Below are 1052 nucleotides of genomic sequence, written 5' to 3' on the forward strand. Positions count from 1 at the left end.
CGGCCGATGCTGGGCAGGAACTTGCGATACGGGTCTTCGGCGTAGATCCGGCTCTCGATGGCCCAGCCGTTGATCTTCAGGTCCTCCTGCTTGAAGGCGAGCGCCTCGCCCCAGGCCGAGCGGATCATCTGTTCGACCAGATCAAGGCCGGTGATCAGCTCGGTGACCGGGTGCTCGACCTGCAGGCGGGTGTTCATCTCCAGGAAGAAGAAGCTCTTGTCCTGGCCGGCCACGAACTCGACCGTGCCGGCGCTGTCATAGTTCACCGCCTTGGCCAGGGCGACGGCCTGGGCGCCCATGGCCGCGCGGGTGGCCTCGTCCAGCAGCGGGCTGGGGGCCTCCTCGATGACCTTCTGGTTGCGGCGCTGGATCGAGCATTCGCGCTCGAACAGGTGGACGACATTGCCGTGCTTGTCGCCCAGCACCTGGATCTCGATGTGGCGCGGGCTTTGGATGAACTTCTCGATGAAGATCCGGTCGTCGCCAAAGCTCGCCTTGGCCTCGGCCCGCACCGCCGGGAAGCCTTCCTCGACGTCCTGCCTGTTCCAGGCCACGCGGATGCCCTTGCCGCCGCCGCCGGCCGAGGCCTTGATCATCACCGGATAGCCGATCTGCTCGGCGATCTTCACCGCCTCGGCGGTGTCGGCGATCTCGCCGATGTGGCCGGGCACGCAGGACACGCCCGCCTTCTGGGCGAACTTCTTGCTCTCGATCTTGTCGCCCATCGCCTGGATGGCGCCGGGATTGGGACCGATGAACACGACGCCCTCGTCGGCGCAGCGCTGGGCGAAGCTGGCGTTCTCCGACAGGAAGCCAAAGCCCGGATGCACGGCTTGCGCCCCCGTCGCCTTGCACGCGGCGATGATCTTGTCGGCCACCAGATAGCTCTGATTGGCCGGCGAGGCGCCGATATGCACCGCCTCGTCGGCCATCTCCACCGCCAGCGACCCCGCGTCCGCGTCCGAATAGACCACCACCGTCGCGATCCCCAGCCGGCGGCACGTCTTGATCACGCGCACCGCGATCTCCCCTCGGTTCGCGATCAGGATCTT

The 1052-nt window shown here is 66.8% G+C and carries 1 protein-coding gene; it reads right to left on the bottom strand.

Annotated elements, in window-relative coordinates:
- Positions 1–1052 (bottom strand): biotin carboxylase N-terminal domain-containing protein (locus tag FCU40_RS23005; RefSeq protein WP_168078123.1); only part of this gene is annotated, 1052 nt, incomplete at both ends.

This window comes from Caulobacter sp. SSI4214 (assembly GCF_012184455.1).
Lineage (GTDB): Bacteria > Pseudomonadota > Alphaproteobacteria > Caulobacterales > Caulobacteraceae > Caulobacter > Caulobacter vibrioides_E.